This window comes from Aestuariivivens insulae (assembly GCF_022662195.1).
Lineage (GTDB): Bacteria > Bacteroidota > Bacteroidia > Flavobacteriales > Flavobacteriaceae > Aestuariivivens > Aestuariivivens insulae.
In genome coordinates this window covers 85,552-100,751 of the sequence record NZ_JAKMCS010000014.1, presented here as the reverse complement: position 1 = coordinate 100,751, position 15,200 = coordinate 85,552, and the positions used below count along the sequence as shown (strand labels likewise).

Sequence of the window (15,200 nt, the reverse complement as noted above, 5' to 3'; positions counted from 1 at the left end):
CTTGAAATTTTGAAGATAGAGTTGGAAGGATGGCTTAGTTAAATATAGAAATTAAAGTAACTAGGACGAGAAGTTTATCCTGAGCGTAGTCGAAGGGAGTCCCTCTGGAGGCTCTTGAAATTTTGAAGATAGAGTTGGAAGGATGGCTTAGTTAAATATAGAAATTAAAGTAACTAGGACGAGAAGTTTATCCTGAGCGTAGTCGAAGGGAGTCCCTCTGGAGGCTCTTGAAATTTTGAAAATTATTATGGTTTATTGTTGAAAATTATAATAGTTTAAGTTCTTTAAAAAAAATGAAATAAGTTATTGGGGAGATACTCAAGCGGCCAACGAGGACAGACTGTAAATCTGTTGGTTTTTACCTTCGCAGGTTCGAATCCTGCTCTCCCCACATAATTTTTAAAATAAGAAAGCTTTAAAAGCTAGCTTTTGTAAGGTTTCGTATTTTAAATTAATGTTCGGGGTTGCCCGAATAGGATCACCGAACATAGTGAGGTAATCCTGGAAAAAGTAAAGTTTAATGCTTGAAATTTGAAAACCAAAGGTTAAGGTGTTTTGAATATTGAGCTTTAAATTAATTGCGGGAGTAGCTCAGTTGGTAGAGCGTCAGCCTTCCAAGCTGAATGTCGCCGGTTCGAACCCGGTCTCCCGCTCAAAATGAGTTAATGGGTTTTTTAGTTACTAAGTTGCTTGTTAAGAACTTGAAACTTGAAACTTGAAACATTGAACTAAAATTGCCGGTGTAGCTCAGGGGTAGAGCGTTTCCTTGGTAAGGAAGAGGTCACGGGTTCAAATCCCGTCATTGGCTCTGTTTTAAGAACACATTAGGAATACACTAATATTATTATATAACTAAGATTAAATTATTTTAACATGGCAAAAGGAACTTTTGATCGTTCAAAACCACACTTAAATATAGGTACAATTGGACACGTAGATCACGGTAAAACAACTTTAACAGCTGCTATTACTAAAGTATTGGCAGATGCAGGTTTATCAGAAGCAAGGTCGTTTGATCAAATTGACAATGCTCCAGAAGAAAAAGAAAGAGGTATTACTATTAATACATCTCACGTAGAATACCAAACTGCAAATCGTCACTATGCACACGTTGACTGTCCAGGTCACGCCGATTACGTTAAGAACATGGTAACTGGTGCTGCGCAAATGGATGGTGCTATCTTAGTTGTTGCTGCTACTGATGGTCCTATGCCGCAAACACGTGAGCACATCTTATTAGGTCGTCAAGTTGGTATTCCTCGTATCGTTGTTTTCTTAAACAAAGTTGATATGGTGGATGATGAAGAGCTTTTAGAGCTTGTAGATATGGAAGTGAGAGATTTATTGAACTTCTATGAGTACGATGGAGATAACGGTCCTGTAATTGCTGGTTCTGCTTTAGGTGCACTTAACGGTGAGCAAAAGTGGGTAGATACTGTAATGGAATTAATGGAAGCTTGTGATTCTTGGATTGAAGAGCCAGAAAGAGATATGGATAAGCCTTTCTTAATGCCTATCGAAGATGTATTTTCTATTACAGGTCGTGGTACTGTTGCAACTGGTAGAATTGAAACTGGTGTAGCTAACACTGGAGACCCTGTAGAAATCATTGGTATGGGTGCAGAGAAGTTAACTTCTACTATTACTGGTATCGAGATGTTCCGTCAAATATTAGACAGAGGAGAAGCAGGAGATAACGCTGGTATCTTATTAAGAGGTATTGAGAAAACTCAAATCTCTAGAGGTATGGTAATCACTAAGCCTGGTTCTGTAACACCACACCAAAAATTCAAAGCTGAGGTTTATATCCTTAAGAAAGAAGAAGGTGGTCGTCACACACCATTCCATAACAACTACCGTCCACAGTTCTACGTACGTACAACTGACGTAACTGGAAACATTTCTCTTCCAGATGGTGTTGAAATGGTAATGCCTGGAGATAACTTAACTATTACCGTAGAGTTAATCCAACCAATTGCAATGAACGTAGGTTTACGTTTCGCTATCCGTGAAGGTGGTAGAACAGTTGGTGCTGGTCAGGTAACTGAAATTTTAGACTAATACAAATTTAGTTTAATAAATATAAAGTCAAGGTATCCGCTACAGGCGGATGCCTTTTGACTTATAATTACGGGTTTACCTGCCTGCCGGAAGGCAGGGCTCAGAACTGAGCAAAAAAAATAGGTAAGCGTAATTGAATTTATAAAAATAATAATAACCATTTGGGGATTATTATTTTAATACGGGTTTAGCTCAGTTGGTAGAGCACTGGTCTCCAAAACCAGGTGTCGGGAGTTCGAGCCTCTCAACCCGTGCGAAGCAAAGGATTGTGTGAAGAGAAGTCTCTCAGCAAGCCTGCACCGAGCGAAGTCGAGGTGTGCAAGTTAATAAGAGGTGTGAAGCATCCAATAAGTTACACTAATTATAGTGTTTAAAAAGTTAAACAAATGGCTGGAATTGTAAATTATATTAAGGAATCATTTGAAGAGTTAAAGAACAATGTAACTTGGACCCCATGGGTTGAAGCTCAAAAATTAACGGTTCTTGTAGCTGCTTTTTCAATTGTTTTTTCTTTAGCAATATGGGGTATAGATACAGTTTTTAGCAAAGTTATTACACTTTACTTTGATTTGATTAACTAACAGTTAAAACGGGATTATGTCTGAAGTAAGTGAGAAAAAATGGTATGTAGTTAGGGCTGTAAGTGGTCAAGAAAACAAAATCAAGACCTATATCGAGAACGAAATTGCTCGGTTAGGTTTACAAGATTATGTTGATCAAGTATTGGTTCCTACCGAAAAAGTAATACAAATCCGTAACGGTAAAAAAATTAGTAAAGAAAAAGTTTTCTTTCCTGGGTATATCATGATACAGGCCAACTTGTCTGGTGAGGTTCCACATATCATCAGATCGGTAACTAATGTTATTGGTTTTTTGGGAGAAACTAAAGGCGGTGATCCTGTGCCATTAAGACAATCTGAGGTTAACAGAATGTTAGGTAAAGTAGATGAATTATCGGTAGAAGAAACTGCTAATGTAGCTATTCCGTTTACTAAAGGAGAAACGGTAAAAGTAATAGATGGACCATTTAATGGATTTGACGGTACCATAGAAAAGATATACGAAGAAAAGCGTAAACTAGAAGTAATGGTTAAGATTTTTGGAAGGAAAACACCATTGGAACTTAGTTATATGCAAGTTGAAAAAGTATAATAATTGTTACACTATATAAAAGGTATAATCTTAGGCTTCCAAAATTAAGAATTGTACCAACTTAAATTATTAAAAATGGCAAAAGAATTAGGTAAAGTAGTTAAGTTACAAGTTCGGGGAGGTGCTGCGAATCCGTCGCCACCGGTTGGACCCGCTTTAGGTGCTGCTGGGGTAAACATCATGGAGTTCTGTAAGCAATTTAATGCGAGAACCCAAGATAAACCAGGTAAAGTATTACCTGTTGTTATCTCTGTTTACAAGGACAAGTCGTTCGACTTTGTTATTAAAACACCTCCAGCTGCAGTACAATTATTAGAAGCGGCCAAAGTAAAGAAGGGTTCAGGAGAACCAAACCGAAAGAAAGTAGCTAAAGTTTCGTGGGACCAAATCAAGACAATAGCAGAAGACAAGATGCAAGATTTAAATGCATTTACAATCGAATCTGCTATGAAAATGGTTGCTGGTACCGCAAGATCGATGGGTATAACCGTAACAGGGCAATTCCCTTCTTAATCTATTAAAGACATTAAAAATGGCAAGATTAACAAAAAAGCAAAAAGAAGCTTTAGCAAAAATAGAAAAAGGTAGATTGTATTCATTAGATGAAGCATCTGCTTTAGTGAAAGATATTACCAATACTAAGTTTGACGCATCCGTTGATATCGCTGTTCGTTTAGGAGTAGACCCTAGAAAAGCAAATCAAATGGTAAGAGGTGTTGTATCACTTCCTCATGGGACTGGTAAAGACATAAAAGTTTTAGCATTAGTTACTCCAGACAAAGAAGCAGAGGCTAAAGAAGCTGGTGCAGATTACGTTGGTTTAGATGAATACCTTGATAAAATTAAGGGAGGTTGGACCGATGTAGATGTAATCATCACTATGCCAAGTGTAATGGGTAAACTAGGACCTTTAGGACGTGTATTAGGACCTCGTGGTTTAATGCCTAACCCTAAAACAGGTACTGTTACTATGGATGTTGCTAAAGCTGTAACCGAAGTAAAAGCTGGTAAAATTGACTTTAAAGTCGATAAAACCGGTATCGTACATGCTGCAATTGGTAAAGCATCTTTTAGTGCCGATAAGATTGCAGGTAATGCTAACGAATTAATACAAACATTATTAAAATTGAAACCAACTGCTGCAAAGGGAACTTATGTAAAAAGCATTTTCATGTCTAGTACCATGAGTCCAAGTATTGCTGTTGATCCTAAAATTGGTTAATTATAGTTAAAAACTTTTATTATGACAAGAGAAGAAAAATCACAAGTAATTGAAGACTTAACTGCACAATTGGCCGATAATACAAATATCTATTTAACAGATATTTCTGGATTAAATGCAGGAGTAACTTCAGATTTACGTCGTGCTTGTTTTAAAGCAAACATAAAACTAGCAGTTGTTAAGAACACATTACTTGCTAAAGCAATGGAAGCTTCAGATAAAGAGTTTGGGGAACTTCCAACGGTTTTAAAAGGTAATACTTCGGTAATGTATTCTGAAACTGGTAATGCACCAGCAAAAGTTATTAAAACCTTCAGAAAAAAGTCTGATAAGCCTTTATTAAAAGGTGCTTTTATTGAAGAAGCAATTTACATTGGTGACGATCAATTAGATGCTCTAGTAAACATTAAGTCTAGAGAGGAATTGATTGGAGATATTGTTACACTATTACAATCTCCAGCCAAGAATGTGGTTTCTGCACTTCAATCAGGAGGAGGAAAACTTGCTGGTATTATCAAAACATTATCTGAAAAAGAAGGATAATATTAACATAGTACGCACTTTATTACAATTATATTAAAATTAAAAATTTATTAAAACGATAGAAAAATGGCAGATTTAAAAGATTTCGCAGAACAATTAGTTAACTTAACAGTAAAAGAAGTAAACGAGTTAGCTACTATATTAAAAGATGAGTATGGTATTGAGCCTGCTGCTGCAGCTGTAGCTGTTGCTGCTGGTCCTGCTGGTGGTGGAGACGATGCTGGTGAAGCTCAAACTGAGTTTGACGTAATATTAAAAGCTCCAGGAGGATCTAAATTAGCAGTTGTTAAATTAGTTAAGGAATTAACTGGTTTAGGATTAAAAGAAGCTAAAGAATTAGTTGATGGTGCACCTAGCGCAATTAAAGAAGGTGTTTCTAAAGACGAAGCTGAAGGCTTAAAATCTTCTTTAGAAGAAGCAGGAGCAGAGGTTGAGCTTAAGTAAGCTTAGTACTCCAAAAATACAAAGGTTTAGGACTGTCCGCCAAAGGCGAGATAAGTCCTAAACCATTTTGCGTATATAATAATATACTCAAAAAATATGGGATAGCACGTCAATTTATATTATGCTATTGGGCCCATTTAACTAGTGTTTATAGGCACTATCACTATTTTTTTAATCAAAATTTCGTCCATTGATGTTGTCAACACAAGCTGAAAGATTAAATTTCTCTTCTATTGTAAATAGAACGGAATATCCAGATTTCTTGGATATTCAGATTAAGTCCTTCCAGGATTTTTTCCAATTAGAAACTAAATCTGAAGAAAGAGGTGATGAAGGGTTGTATAATACCTTCATGGAAAACTTTCCAATTACAGATTCACGTAATCAATTCGTATTAGAATTTTTAGATTATTTTGTAGATCCACCAAGATATGCCATTGAAGAGTGTATTGAAAGAGGATTAACTTACAGCGTTCCGCTTAAGGCAAGGTTAAAGTTATACTGTACAGACCCTGAACATGAGGATTTCGAGACCATTGTTCAAGATGTGTACTTAGGGACTATACCTTACATGACACCAAGTGGTACATTTGTTATTAACGGCGCAGAACGTGTGGTTGTTTCCCAATTACACCGTTCGCCAGGAGTATTCTTTGGCCAATCATTCCATGCTAATGGAACTAAATTATACTCGGCAAGGGTTATTCCATTTAAAGGGTCTTGGATAGAGTTTGCTACAGATATCAATCAGGTGATGTATGCTTACATCGACAGAAAGAAAAAATTACCTGTAACAACCCTATTTCGTGCTATTGGATTTGAGCGCGATAAAGATATCTTAGAGATTTTTGACTTAGCTGAAGAAGTTAAGGTATCAAAAACTGGATTGAAGAAATATTTAGGACGAAAACTTGCAGCGCGTGTATTGAACACATGGCACGAAGATTTTGTTGATGAAGATACAGGAGAAGTAGTATCTATAGAACGTAACGAGATTGTATTAGATCGTGATACGGTTTTAGATAAAGAAAACATTGAAGAAATTCTTGATGCAGAAGTAAAAACAATCCTTTTACATAAAGAAACTTCAGAGCAGGGAGATTATGCAATTATCCATAACACGCTTCAAAAGGATCCAACAAACTCCGAAAAAGAAGCTGTTGAGCATATTTACCGTCAATTGCGTAATGCCGAGCCGCCAGATGAAGAAACTGCTCGTGGCATTATAGATAAATTATTCTTTAGTGACCAACGTTATTCTTTAGGTGAAGTTGGACGTTATAGAATGAACAAAAAATTAGGTCTTGATATTGGAATGGATAAGCAGGTACTTACCAAGGAAGATATCATTACCATTATAAAATATTTAATTGAGCTTATCAATTCCAAAGCAGAGATTGATGATATTGATCACTTATCAAACCGTCGTGTACGTACCGTTGGTGAGCAATTATCACAACAATTTGGTGTTGGTTTAGCACGTATGGCACGTACCATTCGTGAGCGTATGAACGTTCGCGACAACGAGGTGTTTACGCCTATTGATTTGATAAATGCGAAGACTTTGTCGTCTGTAATCAATTCTTTCTTTGGTACAAACCAGTTATCTCAGTTCATGGATCAAACAAATCCATTAGCAGAGATTACGCATAAGCGTCGTTTATCGGCTTTAGGACCTGGAGGTCTTTCCCGTGAAAGAGCAGGTTTTGAGGTACGTGACGTACACTATACGCACTACGGCCGTTTATGTCCTATTGAAACACCTGAAGGACCAAACATTGGTTTGATTTCATCACTTTCGGTATATGCTAAAGTGAATTCTATGGGATTCATTGAAACCCCTTACCGTCCTGTTGAAAATGGAGTGGTAGATATTAAAGGAACGCCGGTTTATTTAAGTGCAGAGGAAGAAGAAGAAAAGTTAATTGCACAAGCAACGGTTGAAGTTGATGGAGAAGGTAAGATTTTACACGATAAGGTAATTTCTAGAATGGAAGGTGACTTCCCAGTAGTAGAACCAACAAGTGTTCACTATACAGATGTGGCACCTAACCAAATTTCGTCTATTTCGGCTTCTTTAATTCCATTCTTGGAGCATGATGATGCGAACCGTGCGTTAATGGGATCTAACATGATGCGTCAAGCCGTACCATTATTATTGCCACAATCACCAATTGTAGGTACAGGTTTAGAGCGTCAAGTAGCATCAGATTCTCGTGTATTGGTAAATGCAGAAGGCGATGGAGAAGTGCTTTATGTTGATGCTAACGAAATTAAAATTAAATACGAACGTACTGAAGATGAGTCTAAAGTAAGCTTTGATAGTGATATTAAAACTTATGAGTTAGTGAAATTCAGAAAAACAAACCAAGGAACTTCAATTAACCTAAAACCAATTGTGGTTAAAGGAGATAAAGTAGCCAAGGGGCAAGTGTTGTGTGAAGGTTATGCAACACAAAAAGGCGAATTGGCACTTGGTAGAAATATGAAAGTGGCCTTTATGCCTTGGAAAGGGTATAACTTCGAGGATGCGATTGTTATTTCTGAAAAAGTAGTTCGTGAAGATATCTTTACATCCATTCATATCGATGAGTATTCTTTAGAAGTAAGAGATACTAAGTTGGGTAACGAAGAGTTGACCAACGATATCCCTAACGTTTCTGAGGAAGCCACTAAAGACTTGGATGAAAACGGAATGATTCGCGTTGGCGCCGAAGTAAAACCTGGCGACATTCTTATTGGTAAAATTACACCAAAAGGAGAAAGCGATCCTACACCGGAAGAAAAATTATTGCGCGCCATTTTTGGTGATAAAGCAGGAGATGTAAAAGACGCCTCTTTAAAAGCCTCGCCATCATTAAATGGTGTGGTTATCGATAAGAAGTTGTTTGCAAGAGCCGTAAAGGATAAGAGAAAACGTGCTCAAGACAAAGATGATATTTTACAATTAGAAGGTATTTACGATGCTAAGTTTGATGATTTAAAGAATGTTTTAATCGATAAACTTTTTGCTATTGTAAACGGTAAAACGGCTCAAGGTGTTTATAACGATTTAGGTGAAGAAGTATTGCCAAAAGGTAAGAAGTTTACACTTAAAATGTTAAATGCTGTTGATGATTATGCGCATTTAGTGTCTGGTAAATGGACAACAGATGAGCATACAAACCAATTAGTAGCCGATTTACTCCATAACTATAAGATAAAGGAAAACGACTTACAAGGTGCATTACGCCGTGAGAAGTTTACCATTTCTGTTGGAGATGAATTACCAGCAGGAATTATTAAGCTAGCTAAAGTTTACATTGCTAAGAAACGTAAGCTAAAAGTAGGTGATAAAATGGCAGGTCGTCACGGTAACAAAGGTATTGTGGCGCGTATCGTTCGTCAAGAAGATATGCCTTTCCTAGAAGATGGAACGCCTGTAGATATTGTTCTTAACCCACTTGGGGTACCATCGCGTATGAACATTGGTCAGATTTATGAAACGGTTCTTGGATGGGCTGGACAAAAATTAGGACGCAAGTTTGCTACACCTATTTTTGACGGTGCTACCATAGACCAAATTAACGAGTTGACCGATGAAGCAGGTATACCACGTTACGGTCATACACATTTGTATGACGGTGGTACAGGTGAGCGTTTCGATCAAGCAGCAACCGTTGGTGTTATCTATATGTTGAAGTTAGGACACATGGTAGACGATAAAATGCACGCACGTTCTATAGGACCTTACTCATTAATTACACAGCAACCTCTTGGTGGTAAAGCACAATTTGGTGGTCAGCGTTTTGGTGAGATGGAAGTTTGGGCACTTGAGGCTTATGGTGCTTCAAGTACGTTACGTGAGATTTTAACTGTAAAATCAGATGACGTGATTGGAAGGGCCAAAACATACGAAAGTATTGTTAAAGGAGAACCAATGCCAGATCCAGGACTACCTGAATCTTTCAACGTATTGATGCACGAATTGAAAGGTCTAGGCTTAGATATCAGATTAGAGGAGTAAAAATAGTTAGCAGTCGCAGTATCCAGTTGGCAATTAATGCTATATACTGAATGCTGAGACTGAGGCTGAAAACTTAAGAAAATGGCAAGAAAACAAGATAAGAACGCAGTAAAGAGGTTTAACAAAATCTCAATTGGTTTAGCTTCACCAGAGTCTATTTTAGCAGAATCTAATGGCGAAGTTTTAAAACCAGAAACTATCAATTACCGTACGCACAAGCCAGAACGAGATGGTTTGTTCTGTGAGCGTATTTTTGGTCCTGTAAAGGATTACGAATGTGCCTGTGGTAAATATAAGCGTATTCGCTATAAAGGTATTGTTTGTGACCGTTGTGGGGTAGAAGTTACCGAAAAGAAAGTACGTCGTGACCGTGTTGGTCATATTAACTTAGTGGTTCCTGTAGCCCACATTTGGTATTTCCGTTCTTTACCAAACAAAATAGGTTACTTATTAGGTTTACCATCTAAGAAATTAGATATGATTATTTACTACGAACGTTACGTAGTTATTCAACCTGGTATAGCCAAGAATGAAGAGGGAGAGCCATTACAAAAAATGGACTTCTTAACCGAAGAGGAATACTTAAATATTCTTGAGTCCCTACCTCAGGACAACCAATATTTAGAAGATACAGATCCAAACAAGTTCCTGGCTAAAATGGGAGCAGAATGTTTGATCGAGTTATTAGGTAGAATCGATTTAGAATCGTTATCATACGAATTACGTCATAAAGCTAATACCGAAACGTCTAAGCAACGTAAAACAGAAGCTTTAAAGCGTTTACAAGTTGTTGAAGCCTTACGTGAGTCTAACAATAACCGTGAGAACCGTCCAGAATGGATGATTATGAAGGTTATTCCAGTTATTCCACCAGAATTACGTCCGTTAGTACCATTAGATGGTGGTCGTTTTGCAACTTCAGATTTGAACGATTTATATAGAAGGGTAATTATACGTAATAACCGTTTGAAGCGATTGGTTGAAATTAAAGCACCAGAGGTGATTTTACGTAACGAAAAGCGTATGCTACAGGAATCTGTAGATTCTTTATTCGATAACACCCGTAAATCTTCAGCGGTTAAAACCGATTCAAACAGACCGTTAAAATCATTATCCGATTCACTTAAAGGTAAACAAGGACGTTTCCGTCAAAACCTTTTAGGTAAGCGTGTCGATTATTCAGCACGTTCGGTAATTGTTGTAGGTCCAGAATTAAAATTATACGAATGCGGATTGCCAAAAAATATGGCAGCAGAGCTTTACAAGCCTTTCGTTATTAGAAAATTAATAGAGCGTGGTATTGTAAAAACTGTAAAATCTGCTAAGAAAATTATAGATAAAAGAGAGCCCGTGGTTTGGGATATCCTGGAAAATGTGCTTAAAGGCCATCCAGTATTATTAAACCGTGCTCCTACATTACACCGTTTGGGTATTCAAGCGTTCCAACCTAAATTAATAGAAGGGAAGGCTATTCAATTACACCCATTAGTATGTACGGCGTTTAATGCGGATTTCGATGGGGACCAGATGGCGGTTCACTTACCGTTAGGGCCAGAGGCTATATTAGAGTGCCAGTTATTAATGTTGGCATCTCATAATATCCTTAACCCGGCAAATGGTTCGCCAGTTACTGTACCTTCACAGGATATGGTTCTTGGACTTTACTATATGACCAAAGAACGAAAGTCTACACCTGAAACCACAATTAAGGGAGAAGGGTTAACATTCTATTCTCCAGAGGAAGTGGAAATAGCTTTCAATGAGAAGAAAGTAGACTTAAATGCAGGTATTAAGGTAAGAACATTGGATATTAACCAAGACGGTAAATTAGAGCCAATGATTATTGAAACCACTGTTGGTCGTGTGTTGTTTAACCAACACGTGCCTCAGGCTGCAGGTTACATCAATCAGGTATTGACTAAAAAATCGTTAAGAGATATTATTGGAGATATTCTTAAGGTAACTTCGGTTCCAGAAACTGCAGAGTTCTTGGATGCGATTAGAACTTTAGGATTCCAGTTTGCATTTAAAGGCGGTCTGTCATTCAGTTTAGGAGATATTATCATTCCACCAGAAAAGCAAAATATGATATCTAGTGCCAACCAACAGGTAGATGGTATCATGGCGAATTATAACATGGGATTGATAACCAACAACGAACGTTATAACCAGGTTATTGATATTTGGACTTCTACGAATGCTGAATTGACCGAGTTGTCTATGAAGCGTATTCGCGAAGACCAACAAGGGTTTAACTCGGTGTTTATGATGCTTGATTCTGGGGCTCGTGGATCTAAAGAACAGATTCGTCAGCTTACAGGGATGCGTGGATTGATGGCGAAACCTAAAAAATCGAATGCTGGTGGTGGAGAGATCATTGAAAACCCGATTCTTTCTAACTTTAAGGAAGGACTTTCAATTTTAGAATACTTTATCTCGACGCACGGTGCACGTAAAGGACTTGCGGATACGGCACTTAAAACTGCCGATGCAGGTTACTTAACACGTCGTTTGGTGGATGTTTCTCAAGACGTTATCATTAATTCTGAAGATTGTGGAACGTTAAGAGGTGTTGAAGTTGAGCCATTAAAGAAAAACGATGAAGTTGTTGAGACTTTAGAAGAAAGAATAGTAGGTCGTGTATCTTTAAACGATGTATATAATCCATTAACAGACGAGTTGTTAGTATCTGCTGGTCAGTTAATTGAAGACGAAATAGCTAAAGCCATTGGAGCATCTCCAGTTGAATCTGTAGAAGTACGTTCTGCATTAACTTGTGAGGCTTTACAAGGTATCTGTGCTAAGTGTTACGGTCGTAACCTTGCAACAGGTAAGATGGTACAACGTGGTGAAGCGGTAGGTGTTGTTGCAGCTCAGTCTATTGGAGAGCCAGGTACACAGCTAACACTTCGTACATTCCACGTAGGTGGTATTGCAGGTAACATTTCAGAAGAGAATAAATTGGCTGTTAAGTTTGATGGTATTGCAGAAATTGAAGATCTTAAAACGGTTAAAGGTAAGGATGCTGAAGGAAATGATATAGATATCGTTATTTCACGTACTTCTGAAATTAAATTGACTGATAAGAAAACAGGTATTACTTTAAGTACCAATAATATTCCTTATGGTTCAACATTATACATAAATAATGAAGATGAACTTAAGAAAGGCGATGTGGTTTGTACTTGGGATCCATATAACGGTGTGATTATTTCAGAATTCGCCGGTAAGGTGAAGTATGAAAACATCGAACAAGGTGTTACTTATCAAGTTGAAATCGATGAACAAACCGGTTTCCAGGAAAAAGTAATTTCAGAATCCAGAAACAAGAAATTAATTCCAACACTTCATATTGAAGATGGTAAAGGCGAGGTGATTCGTTCCTATAACTTACCTGTAGGTGCCCACTTAATGATTGATGATGGCGAGAAGATTAACGTAGGTAAGGTATTGGTTAAAATACCTCGTAAGTCGGCTAAAGCAGGGGATATTACAGGTGGTTTACCACGTGTAACCGAGTTGTTCGAAGCACGTAACCCTTCAAACCCGGCCGTTGTTAGTGAGATTGATGGTGTGGTTTCTTTTGGTAAGATTAAACGTGGTAACCGAGAAATTATAGTAGAATCTAAATTAGGTGAGGTTAAGAAATACCTTGTGAAGTTATCTAATCAAATTCTGGTTCAGGAAAACGATTATGTAAAAGCAGGTATGCCTTTATCTGATGGATCGGTTACACCAAACGATATCTTAAACATTAAAGGCCCTTCTGCGGTACAACAGTATTTGGTTAACGAAGTACAGGAAGTATACCGATTACAAGGGGTGAAGATCAACGACAAGCACTTTGAGGTTGTTGTTAGACAAATGATGCGTAAAGTACAAATTATTGATTCTGGAGATACGTTATTCTTAGAGGATCAATTAGTACACAAATCAGATTTCATTAAGGAGAATGATGATATCTTTGGAATGAAGGTTGTTGAAAACGCTGGAGACTCTGTAAACCTTAAAGCAGGTCAGATTGTTTCACCACGTCAGTTAAGAGACGAGAACTCTTTACTACGTCGTGAAGACAAGCAACTTGCTGAGGCTAGGGATGCACAACCAGCTACAGCAACACCAATATTGCAAGGAATAACCAGAGCATCGCTTCAAACCAAATCGTTCATTTCTGCGGCATCGTTCCAGGAAACAACAAAAGTACTTAACGAAGCTGCTGTTGCAGGTAAAGTTGATACTTTAGAAGGATTGAAGGAAAATGTAATTGTTGGACATAGAATTCCAGCAGGTACAGGTATGCGAAGCTATTCAAACATTATTGTAGGCTCTAAAGAAGAGTTCGAAGAAATGATGCAGGTTAAGCAAGAATTAAATTATAATTAATTGTCATTCCTGCGAAGGCAGGAATCTATAAAACAAAAGCCTTCATGTAGTTCTACTTGAAGGCTTTTATATTTTAAATATACAGCTATGTCAAACGAAAACGATAACAAAAAGCAAGGGCAAATCAATATAGAACTTGATGAAAAAGTTGCAGAAGGAACTTATTCCAACCTTGCAATAATAAACCATTCGGTATCCGAGTTTGTGGTTGATTTTGTAAATATTATGCCTGGTGTTCCCAAAAATAAAGTCAAATCAAGAATTATATTAACGCCGCAACATGCTAAGCGATTGCTAAAAGCATTAGGGGATAATGTTGCACGGTTTGAAAATGCCCATGGTGAAATTAAAGATTACGAGCAACCTCCTATTCCATTAAACTTTGGGCCAACTGGGCAAGCCTAGTAAGAAAGCCAAAAATTTAAACTATTGCTTGAGCTGGTTGTTCGAAATGTGTTTCGAAGAGCAACCACCCATTCCTTTAAACTTTGGACCAACTGGGCAAGCATAGTAAGAAAGCTTAAAATTTAAGCTATTTCTTGAACTGGTTGCTCGAAATTGTTTCAAAGAGCAACCTCCTATACCGTTGAATTTTGGACCAACTGGGCAAGCATAGTAAGAAAGCTTAAAATTTAAGCTATTGCTTGAACTGTTTGCTCGAAATTGTTTCAAAGAGCAACCTCCTATTCCTTTAAACTTTGGACCAATAGGTCAAGCTTAACGTTTGTCGTAAAGTTTAAAATTATGGTTGCTCGAAATGTGTTTTGAAGAGCAACCTCCTATTCCATTAAACTTTGGGCCAACTGGGCAAGCCTAGTAAGAAAGCCAAAAATTTAAACTATTGCTTGAGCTGGTTGTTCGAAATGTGTTTCGAAGAGCAGCCTCCTATTCCATTAAACTTTGGGCCAACTGGGCAAGCCTAGTAAGAAAGCCAAAAATTTAAACTATTGCTTGAGCTGGTTGCTCGAAATTGTTTCAAAGAGCAACCTCCTATTCCTTTAAACTTTGGCCCTATAGGGCAAGCGTAACATAAAAAAATCCTTTGAAGATATTTATTCTTCAGAGGATTTTTTAATCAACACTTATTATCGAATTTAAACTGCTTGCTTTTGTTCTTTTTTAAGGTAATACTGTAAGGCCCCAGATGGACATTTTTTAATTTGCTGTATTACTTTTTCGGTTTCAACACCATCTAAATTAACCCATGGAATAACAGAGTTGCTAAAAACATCTGAAAGTTCTTTTGCACATTTTCCAGAAAGTGTACAAATACATGGGTCGTAGGTTACAGTTATCTCTTTGTTACTAAATTCTCTGTCATTTACTTCCATCGCTAGATCATTTTGGGGTTATGATGCTCTATTAAAGTTATACAATAGATCATATGAG

At 37.4% G+C, this 15,200-nt stretch carries 11 protein-coding genes and 4 tRNA genes; 14 read left to right on the top strand and 1 reads right to left on the bottom strand.

The features are described from left to right. The first annotated feature begins 308 nt into the window (after nt 1-308). From MR062_RS14940 to MR062_RS14875, 14 genes are all read left to right on the top strand, one after another. Nucleotides 309-391: transfer RNA gene (locus MR062_RS14940), tRNA-Tyr, on the top strand. A gap of 189 nt (nt 392-580) precedes the next feature. Continuing rightward, nucleotides 581-653, top strand: a tRNA-Gly gene (locus tag MR062_RS14935). 83 nt (nt 654-736) lie between these two features. Then, a tRNA-Thr gene (locus tag MR062_RS14930) sits at nt 737-808 on the top strand. A 65-nt stretch (nt 809-873) separates the two neighbouring features. Then, nucleotides 874-2,061, top strand: a complete 1,188-nt coding sequence (gene tuf / locus MR062_RS14925) for an elongation factor Tu (protein WP_242205698.1) — start codon at nt 874-876, stop codon at nt 2,059-2,061. A 181-nt stretch (nt 2,062-2,242) separates the two neighbouring features. Then, nucleotides 2,243-2,315: transfer RNA gene (locus tag MR062_RS14920), tRNA-Trp, on the top strand. Between the two features lie 132 nt (nt 2,316-2,447). After that, on the top strand, nt 2,448-2,642 hold the full coding sequence (secE, locus tag MR062_RS14915; protein ID WP_242205696.1) for a preprotein translocase subunit SecE: 195 nt from the start codon (nt 2,448-2,450) through the stop codon (nt 2,640-2,642). Nucleotides 2,643-2,658: 16 nt separating this feature from the next. Then, entirely contained in the window at nt 2,659-3,213 is a 555-nt protein-coding gene (nusG, locus tag MR062_RS14910; RefSeq protein ID WP_242205693.1) for a transcription termination/antitermination protein NusG, read from the top strand. A 75-nt stretch (nt 3,214-3,288) separates the two neighbouring features. Then, nucleotides 3,289-3,726 carry a 50S ribosomal protein L11 gene (gene rplK / locus MR062_RS14905; RefSeq protein WP_242205691.1) on the top strand — a complete coding sequence of 146 codons (438 nt, stop codon included), beginning with the start codon at nt 3,289-3,291 and terminating at the stop codon, nt 3,724-3,726. 19 nt (nt 3,727-3,745) lie between these two features. Next, nucleotides 3,746-4,435 (top strand): 50S ribosomal protein L1, encoded by a 690-nt coding sequence (gene rplA / locus MR062_RS14900; protein WP_242205689.1) that lies wholly within the window; start codon nt 3,746-3,748, stop codon nt 4,433-4,435. 21 nt (nt 4,436-4,456) lie between these two features. Beyond that, nucleotides 4,457-4,978 carry a 50S ribosomal protein L10 gene (gene rplJ / locus MR062_RS14895; RefSeq protein ID WP_242205687.1) on the top strand — a complete coding sequence of 174 codons (522 nt, stop codon included), beginning with the start codon at nt 4,457-4,459 and terminating at the stop codon, nt 4,976-4,978. A gap of 66 nt (nt 4,979-5,044) precedes the next feature. Further along, on the top strand, nt 5,045-5,422 hold the full coding sequence (rplL, locus tag MR062_RS14890) for a 50S ribosomal protein L7/L12 (RefSeq protein WP_242205686.1): 378 nt from the start codon (nt 5,045-5,047) through the stop codon (nt 5,420-5,422). A gap of 193 nt (nt 5,423-5,615) precedes the next feature. Then, a complete protein-coding gene (gene rpoB / locus MR062_RS14885; RefSeq protein WP_242205702.1) occupies nt 5,616-9,428 on the top strand; it encodes a DNA-directed RNA polymerase subunit beta in 3,813 nt (1,270 codons plus the stop codon). Between the two features lie 81 nt (nt 9,429-9,509). Then, nucleotides 9,510-13,811, top strand: a complete 4,302-nt coding sequence (rpoC, locus tag MR062_RS14880) for a DNA-directed RNA polymerase subunit beta' (protein WP_242205684.1) — start codon at nt 9,510-9,512, stop codon at nt 13,809-13,811. Nucleotides 13,812-13,898: 87 nt separating this feature from the next. After that, a complete protein-coding gene (locus MR062_RS14875; RefSeq protein WP_242205682.1) occupies nt 13,899-14,216 on the top strand; it encodes a DUF3467 domain-containing protein in 318 nt (105 codons plus the stop codon). 689 nt (nt 14,217-14,905) lie between these two features. On the opposite strand, the gene MR062_RS14870 is transcribed toward MR062_RS14875, so the two are convergent. Beyond that, nucleotides 14,906-15,142: a (4Fe-4S)-binding protein gene (locus tag MR062_RS14870; protein WP_242205680.1), complete on the bottom strand. Its 237-nt coding sequence runs from the start codon at nt 15,140-15,142 to the stop codon at nt 14,906-14,908. Nucleotides 15,143-15,200 lie beyond the last annotated feature (58 nt).

Bases quoted from the DNA above. Each gene is read 5' to 3' on its own strand.
- tuf (WP_242205698.1), top strand. From the start codon at position 874: ATGGCAAAAGGAACTTTTGATCGTTCAAAACCACACTTAAATATAGGT.
- secE (WP_242205696.1), top strand. From the start codon at position 2,448: ATGGCTGGAATTGTAAATTATATTAAGGAATCATTTGAAGAGTTAAAG.
- nusG (WP_242205693.1), top strand. From the start codon at position 2,659: ATGTCTGAAGTAAGTGAGAAAAAATGGTATGTAGTTAGGGCTGTAAGT.
- rplK (WP_242205691.1), top strand. From the start codon at position 3,289: ATGGCAAAAGAATTAGGTAAAGTAGTTAAGTTACAAGTTCGGGGAGGT.
- rplA (WP_242205689.1), top strand. From the start codon at position 3,746: ATGGCAAGATTAACAAAAAAGCAAAAAGAAGCTTTAGCAAAAATAGAA.
- rplJ (WP_242205687.1), top strand. From the start codon at position 4,457: ATGACAAGAGAAGAAAAATCACAAGTAATTGAAGACTTAACTGCACAA.
- rplL (WP_242205686.1), top strand. From the start codon at position 5,045: ATGGCAGATTTAAAAGATTTCGCAGAACAATTAGTTAACTTAACAGTA.
- rpoB (WP_242205702.1), top strand. From the start codon at position 5,616: ATGTTGTCAACACAAGCTGAAAGATTAAATTTCTCTTCTATTGTAAAT.
- rpoC (WP_242205684.1), top strand. From the start codon at position 9,510: ATGGCAAGAAAACAAGATAAGAACGCAGTAAAGAGGTTTAACAAAATC.
- MR062_RS14875 (WP_242205682.1), top strand. From the start codon at position 13,899: ATGTCAAACGAAAACGATAACAAAAAGCAAGGGCAAATCAATATAGAA.
- MR062_RS14870 (WP_242205680.1), bottom strand. From the start codon at position 15,142: ATGGAAGTAAATGACAGAGAATTTAGTAACAAAGAGATAACTGTAACC.